Origin of the sequence: Streptomyces sp. TRM49041, assembly GCF_008271805.1 — a bacterium.
In the GTDB taxonomy this organism is placed as follows: Bacteria; Actinomycetota; Actinomycetes; order Streptomycetales; family Streptomycetaceae; genus Streptomyces.
Genome location: NZ_VSRY01000087.1, coordinates 69136 through 78979 on the forward strand (window position 1 = coordinate 69136; position 9844 = coordinate 78979).

Genomic DNA, 9844 nt, shown 5'->3' on the forward strand with positions numbered 1-9844 from the left:
GGTCTCCCTCGTTCCTAGGGCCGGGTGTAGCGGGCGATGAACATCGGCGCGGCCTCGGTGTAGGCGTTGCCGAGCCAGTCGGCCCGCAGCGACACCTGCTTCAGCCCGGCGTCGGCGGCATAGCCGTCGACCTCCTCCGGGGTGGTGAGCCTGCTGGTCTCGGTACCGACGCGGGACGTGCCGCCCTCGAACCAGATCTGCGATGCCTGCCACACCGGCTCGTCGGGGCTGAGGGTGGAGCAGGTCAGCAGCCCGGTACCCGGCTCGGCGTAGGGGGTGAAGAAGGAGGCGCGCTGCCGTCCCTCGTGCATGCGCAGAACGCCGGTCTTGTTGGTGGTCTCGACGACCAGGGTTCCGCCGGGGGCGAGCCGGTCGGCGGCGCGGCGGATGGCGGCGCGCTGGTCGGCGGGGTCGAGCAGGATCGACAGCGTGGCGCAGACGCAGTAGACCAGACCGTATCGCTCGGTGTCGGTGTAGGTCCGGATGTCCCCGTGCACCGGGGTGACCGGGGCGGGCGCGTCGGCCAGCCGGTCGCGCAGCCGTTCCAGCATCTCCGGGGAGGAGTCCACGCCGACGACGTCTCCGACGTCCGCGGAGAGCGGCACGGCGATCCGGCCGGTGCCGACGCCCAACTCCAGGGTGCGCAGGCCGCCGCCGGGGTGCCAGGAGGCCAGCTCGCGGGCGGTGGCCAGGGCGTAGGCGTCGTTTGGGAAGAGGCGGTCGTAGAACTCGCCGAACTCCCGGCCGTAGCCGATGTCCTGGATCTCACGCGTCAGATCTTCCGCGGTGGTCATCGGCGATCCGCTCCCTGTGTCGTCAGGTTCCCGGTCTCGGTCCCGGCGTCGGTCCCGGCGTCCGCTCCGGCGTCCGCTCCGGCCGTGGTCTCGGGCACCAGGGGCGTATAGGGGGTGACGAAGACGACGTCCGGCTCCTCCGACTCGTCGAAGCCGCTCGCCCGGACGAGGGTGATCTGGAAGCCCTTGACGCCGCTCTCGCCCGAGCGCTCGATCTCGGCGCGCACGAAGCCCGTCAGCATGCGGTAGGCGGGCAGCCGGGTCAGGACGCTGAAGCCCTTGTCGAGCTGCATGATGAGCTCGCTGCACATGTCGAAGACGCCCTTTTCGGGGCGGCGCTCGGGGAACCAGACGATCTGGTGCGGCTTGCGCCCCGCGATCAGCTCCACCTGCCGCCAGGGCGACGTCTCCTCGGCCTCGTTCAGCGTCCGGTACAGGATGTGGTAGTCGTGCTTCGCCGGATTCGGGGCGAAGAACCGCCAGTTGGGAAAGAACGTGGAGAAGCTGTCCAGCCGGCTGATCCGGTTGAACGTCGGAATGTGGTGCTGCGCGCAGATGGTCCCCGCGAACACCAGGGCGGCGGCGACGCGGGCGCCGCTTCCCGGACCGGACACGGTACGGCGCAGCGCGCCCGCCGGCGTCGTCGCGTTCATCGGGTCTCCTCCAGGGCGTTCTCGGGCGCGGCGGCCGCCGGGCGGGTGGTCTCGTCCAGGAAGCCGACGATGCGCCGGCCGACGTCCGTGGCCAGCCCGGCCCGGGTGAGCAGCGAGTCGTGGTCGGCGCCCTCGATCACCGCGCTGCGGACCACGCGGTCGGTGTGCTGGTGCGCATCGGCCAGTTCCTTGTGCATCAGCAGTTGTTCGGGGTCCCGGTCGACGGTTGTCTGCGCGGAGAGCACCAGAGCGTGCGCGTCGATCGGCGGCAGTGCGCCCTGATGCGCGCGGAAGTCCGCCTCGGTGGCGTCCCATTCGCGCATCCCGGCACTCCACAGCCGGGGGTCGGCGTAGGTGGCCATCACCTTGGCGCGGACCGGCGCGGGCAGGTTCTCCAGCCAGTCGGGGCGGTTCAGCAGCGCGCCGAGCCCGGTGCGGAGGCTGACCATGTAGGTGGCCAGGCTCTCGCGCAGCGCGCCCGAGGTCTCGTCCTGCTGCTCGGAGCGGTTGAGCTCCGCGGGGTGGGAACTGTCCAGGTAGACGATGCCGTGCAGGCGGCCGCCCAGATGGTCCGCGGCGCGGCGGGCGATCTCCCCGCCGAGGGAGTGGCCCACCAGCAGCACACTCCGGTCGGCGGGCACGGCCGCACCGATCAGGTCGACCAGATCGTCGACGGACTGCCGGAGGGTGTACGGGCCCTGGGCCCGGTAGCGGCTCGGCCCGTATCCGGCGCGGTTGTACGTCACCAGGCCGCGGCCCTCGTGGTACAGCCGCTCGGTGATCCAGGCGAAGTGCTCGGGGGTGGCGGCGAGTCCGGGGACGAAGACGGCCACCGGGCCCTCGGAGCCCTCCGGGAACTGCGCCAGGTAGCAGAGCTCGTTGCCGTGGCGGGTGGTGACCGTCCTGCTGCCGGGCCAGGGGTCGGTGGCCCGCAGCCGCCGGGAGACCGCCAGGGCCGCGGCGGCGACCGCGCCGCCGCCGAGGACCAGGGCGGCGGCGGCCGGCATCCGGTCGTCCCGCCCGGCGACGGCGGGGTGGGAGGCCGGGGTGCTGGTGTACGCCACCATGGGATGCATCGCGGTGAACGAGGTGACGAACCGGCCCAGGCCCATCACAAAGCCGTTCGCCACATGGAACGCCGCCGCGCTCGCGATCACCGGGCGGGCCAGCGCGCCGCCCCGCAGATACAGCACCGGGAACAGGCACTCCAAGGCCAGCACGCCATGCGCCAGCGCGCGGGAGGAACGCGGGTACTTCTGGGTGAGCTCCCAGACGTGCCGCTGGCCGTAGGTGCGGGTGCGCATCACGCCGGGCAGCGCGGAACCGTCGCGCCACTCCTTGCCGATCAGCTTCACCCAGCCGGAGAACAGATAGGACAGGTTGGACTGGAGCGCGACATACCACAGCAGGGCGTCCTGGGTCGCCGGACTGGACGACAGCCGGGCCAGCCCGGTGGCGGACTGCACCAGGGTGGACACCTGGTCGGAGCCGTCGGTGCCATAGCGGTGGCGCGGGTAGAGCGCGGAGTTGCTCAGCCCGAGAAAGACATTGGCCGCGCCCCGCCACCGCCCGGAGCCGGGCAGCAGCAAGGCGGCACTGGCGGCCACGCGGGCGGCGTGCAGCGCCGTGGTAGTGCGCTCGTCGGCCAGCAGGTCCAGGACCTTGCGTGTCACCCGGCCGCGCCTGACGTAGCCGTCCCGGGCGATGGCCCAGTCGTTGAGGCCGCCGCGTCTGATGTTCTTCCTGGCGGCAAGGTATTCGAGGCTTGAGCCGAGCGAGGTCATGGCGGACAGCCGCTCGGATATCCCCATCGCCCGGTCACGGGAAACGGGGAGCGGTCCGAGCAGCGCCCTGGACAGCTTGGCGGGTAGCTTTGCAGGCAGCGATTTCACGAGGTGTCTCCCAGGCTGCGGGACTGATGCGGGGGCGTGGGTGCCCCGCCCAGGGGCTCGGGCCGGGCGCCCTGGGCGGGGTGACGGCCGTCAGGTCAGGTCGGTGTCGCCCGCAGCGCCCCTGCCAAGCTCATAGGCGCCGCCGACGGTGTGCTTCCTTCCCTCGGTCGTCTCAGTCATCAGCACCCGGGGTCGTCGTCGTCGGCGTTGCCCGCCTCATAGGCGGCGACGACGGCGGACGCGACGGCAACCCCGGCCACAAAGGCGCCCGGGGTGGCCATCACCGGTGCGGCACCGGCGGGAATGTGGCCCCGGGTGTCCCGCATCTCCATGCCGGTGAGGTCCGCCGAGGTGTTGGCGAACTCCGTGACGGTGAACATGTTTCCTCCAGATACAGATCGATGGGATTCGTGGTGGCAGAGCGCGAGGGCCGGCAGGGCGGCGGTGATACGGCCGTCCCGGACCCGGATGTCGACCGCCCTTGCCCCCGGGCGGCGGCGGCCGCCGCTGCCCCGTCCTCAGCCGTACGCGACGGCGACCGCGCGGGCCACCGCAACGACCGCCTGCGTGGTGGCCAGCACCGGCACCGAGGCGGCGGCGGCGTACCCGCCCTCGTCCCGGACATCGACCTCCGCCAGCTCGGCGGAGCCGTTGGCGAAATCCATGACAGTGGACATGTGCTTCCTTCCCTCGGTCCTCTCAGTCGTCAGCACCAGGGGTCCTCTTCGTCGTCGCCGAGGCCATCGCCCGCGGCGTACGCAACGACCACCACGGCCGCGCCGGCGGCGAACGCCGCCGGGGTGGCCATGACGGGCAGGGCCCGGTCGGTGATCTGACCCTGGTCGGTCTCGCACAGCGCGCCGGACGGAGCGGCGTCGCTGATCAGCGGCTTGGTCAACATGTCTCTCTCCTCGGACAGGTGATCTGATGGTGTGTGCGCCGGGCGCGCCGCCGCCCGTGATCCGTTGGCGCGCTCGGGCGTTCCTCACCCTGCCAACGGGGCAAGATCCACTTAAGGAAGGTCGCTGTCCGCATGCTGCAAGCGCCATTCAGCAACCTGTAGCCGACCGGGGTACCAAGGCGACCGAAGGGAGAAGACTGGACCCCATCACGCGGAAGCGCAGCGCCGAGCCGCTGGTCCACCGGCCACCAGGGCCCGGGGCACGGTGACCGCTTCGTCGCCGACACCTGGCGCGGATGGCACCATCACGTCACCCTCGCGACCGCCGCCCACGCCTTCCTCACGCTTCGCAGACTCGACCCAAAAGCCCCAGCGTCGGCCCGACCTTCTACCAAGTCCTCCAGGCCATGCAGGACCTGCTGCTGTGCTGGACCGGCGCATGCCCCGCCTGCCACCGCCGCCCACCGGCCCAAATACCCCCGACTTTCCACTCGCAGGACCAACTTGGCGATGCACTACTAGGGTCCGGGTCATGGACGAGACGACCGGTATGGACACCACGGGCATACTCGACGAGGCGCTGGAGCGACTCCACGTCTCCGGACCCGAGCGCGACGGCTGGCTCAGCAACCACGGCCCGATGGCGGTCGAGGCGCTCGTACGGCACGGCCACGCGCCGCGCGTCCACCGCTGGCTGGACCACTACCAGCACAAGCTGGAGGACATGCCCGCCCCCTACGCGCGCGTGACGCCCGAGAACTGGCGGGAGGCCCTGGGCGACCCGGCCCGGATCGCCGACTGGGCGCGGCACTTCGAGCGGGAGACCGCCGAGCGGCCCTGGCGCGAGGTGCTTGCCGAGTGGTGGCCGCGCCTGCTCCCGGGCATCGCGGGCGGCGCCACGCACCCGGTGATCCGGGTCGGTCACGCCGTACGGACCCTGCTGACCACCGAGGAGACCGACCCGCGCGTCACCGAGCTGGCGCACGCGCTGGGTTACTGGGCCGCCCGCCACCAGCCCCTGCCCGACCTGACCGAGTCGACCAGCCTGCCCGCCGCACCCTCCGCGGCCGCCGCCCTCGACGCCGTACCGGCCGTCCCCGACCAGGAGGGCGGCATCCGGCACCGGCTCGCGCAGCTCACGGCCCTGCCGCGGTGGGGCTCCGCACCCGACCCGGACGCCGCCCGGGAGCGCCTCACCGAGCTGGTCGCCGCCGCCACACACCGGTACGCCACGCACGCGCACGGCTCGCCGGTCATGCTGGTCCACGCCGCCACCGCACCCAACGCCGTCCTGCGCACCCTCCCCGCGCTCCCCCGCGGCCTGTGGGCACCGGGCCTGGGCGCGGCCTGGGCGGCGAGCGCTGCGGTCACGGCCGCGTACACCCCCGAGGCGTCGGCGCCCTTGGAAGCGACCGCCCTCGCCCCGCAGGAGGTCTTCGAGCGGGCCGCCGCCCACGGCGACGACCACACCATCAAGTTCACCGACACCGCACTGGACGTCGGAGACCCGACCGCCCTGGCCGCCGCCGTACGGTCGATCGAGCTGAACCCTCCGGTGCTGTAACCCCGGGCCCCGGAAACCCCGGGCCCCGGCGCCGACGGCGCCCAGGCGACAGCGCCCCGGCGACACAAGGCCGGGGCCGGGCCGGGCCCCGGGCGCCGGGCGCCAGGCGCCGGGCGCCAGGGTCGGCCGCCTCAGCCGAACTGCAGCGAGCGCTTCGCGAGGCCCAGCCAGAACCCGTCGATGACGCTGCGGCCCGCCGTCAGCTCGCCCGCCGCGTCCGCGGCGCCCAGCGTCACGAAGAGCGGCGCGAAGTGCTCGGTGCGCGGGTGGGCGAGCTTCCCGGCCGGGGACTTGTGCGAGAAGTCCAGCAGGGCGTCGACATCACCGTCCGCGAGGGCCCGGCGGCCCCAGTCGTCGAACTCGGCCGACCAGGCGGGGATGCCGCCCTGCCTGAGCGCGGCCAGGTTGTGGGTGAAGAAGCCGCTGCCGACGATCAGCACACCCTCGTCGCGCAGCGGCGCCAGCTTGCGGCCGAGCTCCATCAGCCTGCGCGGGTCGAGAGTCGGGAGGGAGATCTGGAGGACCGGGATGTCCGCGTCCGGGTACATCTCGACGAGCGGCACGTACGCGCCGTGGTCGAGGCCCCGGTCGGGGATGTCCTGCACGGGCATGCCGGGGGCGCGCAGCAGCTTGCGGACCGACTCGGCCAGCTTCGGTGCGCCGGGGGCGTCGTACCGGACGCGGTAGTAATGCTCGGGGAAGCCCCAGAAGTCGTGGACGAGCGGGACCGTCTCCGTGGCGCCGAGGGCCAGCGGGGCCTCCTCCCAGTGGGCGGAGACCATCAGGACGGCTGTCGGCCGGGGCAGGCCGGCGGCCCATGCGGCGAGTTCGCCGGGCCAGACGGGATCGTCGGCGAGCGGTGGGGCGCCGTGGGAAAGGTAGAGGGCGGGCATCCGCTCGATGGTGTCGTTCATGACGGGCCCCCTTCGGAGACAGACAAGCTTGAATGTTCAAGCTCATACCGTTCCACGGTAACGCCTTCTGGTTGAACATTCAATGAGAAGTAGAGTGGGTATATGAACACTGCATCCATCGGCGGGGACGGCGCATCCGCGGAGAAGACGTCCGACGAGGCGGCCGGTCCGCGCTGGCTCACCGATCGCGAGCAGAGGGTCTGGCAGGCTTTCATCCAGGCCACCATGCTCCTGGAGGACCACCTCGACCGCCAGCTCCAGCGTGACGCCGGGATGCCGCACCTCTACTACGCGCTGCTCGTCCAGCTCTCCCGGGCGCCGCGCCGCCGGATGCGGATGACGGAGCTGGCGCGGGGCGCCAAGATCACCCGCTCGCGGCTCTCCCATGCGATCGCACGCCTGGAGAAGAACGGCTGGGTTCGCCGCGAGGAGTGCCCGTCCGACAAGCGCGGCCAGAACGCGTTCCTGACGGACGAGGGCTTCGAGGTGCTCAAGCGCAGCGCGCCCGGCCATGTCGAGGCCGTACGGCAGGCCCTCTTCGACCGGCTCACACCGGAGCAGGTGGACCGGCTCGGCGAGGTCATGCGGGTGGTGGCGGACGGGCTGGAGCCGTCGGACCCGAACGCGGATCTGCCCTGGCTCCGCTGACGCGGGAACCAGGGCAGAGAGCCGACGGCGCGGCCGGGGCCGTATCGCGGCCGAACGCCGGGGCCGTACCCGGCCGTACCGGCCGTACCGCGGCCAGGAGGTTGAGGGACCCGTACCCCCGGGCCCGGGTGCCGTACGCGGATCAGTGAGCCAGGACCGGCACCTGGATCTCGTCCCCGTCGTCCGACGCGCCGCCCTTCGGCGCGCTCTCCGCGGCGCCCGGCCGGCCGGTGGTGACGAGGGTGACCACGATCGCGGCGGCGGCCACGAGGATGCCGACCGCCCACCAGATGGCGGCGGTGTAGCCCTCCACCATGGCCTGGAGCTCGACCAGCCGCCGCGCCTGCGGCGAGGTCGCGGACGCCACGTTCGCGGTGACGTACGCGGTGGTGGCGGATGCGGCGATCGTGTTGAGCAGCGCCGTACCGATGGCGCCGCCGACCTGCTGCGAGGTGTTCACCATCGCGGACGCCACACCCGCGTCGCGCGGCTGCACGCCGTGCGTCGCCAGGGACATCGCGGGCATGAACGCCGTGCCCATGCCGAGGCCCAGCAGCAGCTGCGCGGGCAGGATCAGGCCGAGGTACGAGGAGTCGGTCTCAAGGCCGGTCAGGAGCAGCATGCCGAGCGCGGCGGTCAGGAAGCCCGGGCCCATCAGCAGCCGCGGCGGGACGCGGGTCATCAGGCGGGTGCCGATCTGCGTCGAGCCGACGATCATGCCGACGATCATCGGCAGGAACGCGAAGCCGGTCTTCAGCGGCGAGTAGCCCTTCACGATCTGCAGGTAGTAGGTCAGGAAGAGGAACAGGCCGAACATCGCGATGATCGCCAGGCCGAGGGAGAGGTAGACCCCGCCGCGGTTGCGCTCGGTCATGACGCGCAGCGGCAGCAGCGGGTGCTTCACATACGCCTCGACGGCGACGAAGGCGGCCAGCAGCACCACGGACGCGACGAACATGCCCACGGTCCAGCCCTCGGTCCAGCCGTGCGACTCCGCGCGCGTGAAGCCGTACACGAGTGCGACCAGGCCGAGCGTGGAGAGGAAGACACCGGGGATGTCGAGCGGCGAGCGGTTGCGGGCGCCGGCCGGCTCACGGATCACGAAGTACGCACCGGCAGCGGCGACGACCGCGAAGGGGATGTTGACGTAGAACGTCCAGCGCCAGTCCAGGTACTGGGTGAGGAAACCGCCCAGGATCAGGCCGACCGCACCGCCGCCGCCCGCGATGGCGCCGTAGATACCGAACGCCTTGGCGCGCTCACGGGCCTCGGTGAACATCACGGCGAGCAGCGAGAGCGCGGCGGGCGCCAGGAGCGCGCCGAACACACCCTGCAGGGCGCGGGAGCCGAGCAGCATCGCCTGCCCGGTGGCGGCGCCGCCCAGCGCGGACGCCGCGGCGAAGCCGAGCAGACCGACGACGAACGTCCGCTTGCGGCCCCACAGGTCGGCGATCCGGCCGCCGAACAGCAGCAGTCCGCCGAAGGCGAGGGCGTACGCGGTGATGACCCACTGGCGGTTGCCGTCCGAGATGCCCAGGTCCTGCTGGGCGGAGGGCAGCGCGATGTTCACGATGGTCGCGTCGAGGACCACCATCAGCTGTGCCAGGGCTATGAAGACGAGCGCTTTCCAGCGGCTCGGATCGGGCAGCACACCGGCTGCTTCAGGGGATTTCGACATGGAGGTAGCCACCTAGTGGGTCGTAAACGCGAAAAACGGGCGTGGTGTGAGTGGAGCGAGTGATGCGGTGTCGCGATGGTGCGTGCGGTGGTGCGTGCGGGACCGGTCGGGACCGGCGACTCCCGCCGAGCTCAGTCAGTCGGGCGGCGGCCGTCGCTCATCGGCAGTGGCCGTGCTGCCGCAGCGCCTCCAGGGTGGCGGCGGTTCCGGGCAGCTCGGAGCGCGCGGGGGCCTCCAGGCCGTCGAGCAGCAGCTGCAGATGGCGGTGGACGAACGGGTCGCTGTCCGGGCACGCGGTGCCCGGAAGCGGCCGGGTGAGCTGGGACAGTGCGACCAGGAGGTCCCCCACGGCGACATCGGCGCGGAGACGTCCGGCGGCCTGGGCCCGCTGGAAGAGACCCTGCACGGCCCCCTCCAACTTGCCGCGCGCGGCGGCGAGTTCGGGCTCGTCGCTGTCAAACGTACCGGAAAGCATCGGACAGAGCGCGCCAATTCGCTCGTCGGCGGCCTCGTGCGCGAAGCGCCGCACCGCGGCGAACGTGTCGGCCTCCTCGGCGGCGGCCAGTTCGGCGCTCTCCGTGATGCGGACCATGACGGAGACGACCACCTCGTGGACGAGGGCCGCGCGGTCGGGGAAGTGCCGGTAGAGCGTGGCGTTGCCGACGCCGGCGCGGCGGGCGATCTCGTCGAGGGGTACGTCGGCGCCGAACTCGACGAACATCTCGCGGGCCGCCGTGACGATCCGCTCCCGGTTCCGCAGCGCGTCCGCACGCGGCCGCGGCGCGCGGCGCGCGGAGGCG

Annotated in this window: 11 protein-coding genes; 2 read left to right on the forward strand and 9 right to left on the reverse strand. The window is 72.3% G+C overall.

What is annotated here, in order from left to right; genetic code table 11:
- Positions 1 to 14 precede the first annotated feature (14 nt).
- From FVS66_RS07275 to FVS66_RS07295, 6 genes are all read right to left on the reverse strand, one after another.
- Positions 15 to 794, reverse strand: a complete 780-nt coding sequence (locus tag FVS66_RS07275; RefSeq protein ID WP_149180169.1) for a class I SAM-dependent methyltransferase — start codon at positions 792 to 794, stop codon at positions 15 to 17.
- Positions 791 to 1447 (reverse strand): hypothetical protein, encoded by a 657-nt coding sequence (locus FVS66_RS07280; protein WP_187645421.1) that lies wholly within the window; start codon positions 1445 to 1447, stop codon positions 791 to 793. The genes FVS66_RS07275 and FVS66_RS07280 overlap by 4 nt, the downstream gene beginning before the upstream one ends.
- A complete protein-coding gene (locus FVS66_RS07285) occupies positions 1444 to 3339 on the reverse strand; it encodes an alpha/beta fold hydrolase (RefSeq protein ID WP_262386850.1) in 1896 nt (631 codons plus the stop codon). The genes FVS66_RS07280 and FVS66_RS07285 overlap by 4 nt, the downstream gene beginning before the upstream one ends.
- Before the next feature lie 179 nt (positions 3340 to 3518).
- Complete coding sequence (locus tag FVS66_RS07290; RefSeq protein WP_149180170.1) at positions 3519 to 3719, reverse strand: hypothetical protein; 201 nt, start codon at positions 3717 to 3719, stop codon at positions 3519 to 3521.
- A 138-nt stretch (positions 3720 to 3857) separates the two neighbouring features.
- Entirely contained in the window at positions 3858 to 4016 is a 159-nt protein-coding gene (locus tag FVS66_RS34845; RefSeq protein WP_187645422.1) for a hypothetical protein, read from the reverse strand.
- A 29-nt stretch (positions 4017 to 4045) separates the two neighbouring features.
- A complete protein-coding gene (locus FVS66_RS07295; protein WP_149180171.1) occupies positions 4046 to 4240 on the reverse strand; it encodes a hypothetical protein in 195 nt (64 codons plus the stop codon).
- 532 nt (positions 4241 to 4772) lie between these two features.
- Here FVS66_RS07295 and FVS66_RS07300 point away from each other — a divergent pair.
- Positions 4773 to 5804 carry a questin oxidase family protein gene (locus tag FVS66_RS07300; protein ID WP_149180172.1) on the forward strand — a complete coding sequence of 344 codons (1032 nt, stop codon included), beginning with the start codon at positions 4773 to 4775 and terminating at the stop codon, positions 5802 to 5804.
- Positions 5805 to 5935: 131 nt separating this feature from the next.
- On the opposite strand, the gene FVS66_RS07305 is transcribed toward FVS66_RS07300, so the two are convergent.
- On the reverse strand, positions 5936 to 6718 hold the full coding sequence (locus tag FVS66_RS07305) for a class III extradiol ring-cleavage dioxygenase (protein ID WP_187645423.1): 783 nt from the start codon (positions 6716 to 6718) through the stop codon (positions 5936 to 5938).
- 102 nt (positions 6719 to 6820) lie between these two features.
- Between FVS66_RS07305 and FVS66_RS07310 the strand changes: the two genes are divergently transcribed.
- A complete protein-coding gene (locus tag FVS66_RS07310) occupies positions 6821 to 7366 on the forward strand; it encodes a MarR family transcriptional regulator (RefSeq protein WP_149180173.1) in 546 nt (181 codons plus the stop codon).
- Between the two features lie 142 nt (positions 7367 to 7508).
- On the opposite strand, the gene FVS66_RS07315 is transcribed toward FVS66_RS07310, so the two are convergent.
- Together FVS66_RS07315 and FVS66_RS07320 are read right to left on the reverse strand one after the other, a co-directional pair.
- Positions 7509 to 9044 (reverse strand): MFS transporter, encoded by a 1536-nt coding sequence (locus FVS66_RS07315; protein WP_149180174.1) that lies wholly within the window; start codon positions 9042 to 9044, stop codon positions 7509 to 7511.
- Between the two features lie 157 nt (positions 9045 to 9201).
- Positions 9202 to 9844: TetR/AcrR family transcriptional regulator (locus FVS66_RS07320; protein ID WP_149180175.1), on the reverse strand; the 643-nt coding region annotated here is incomplete at its 5' end.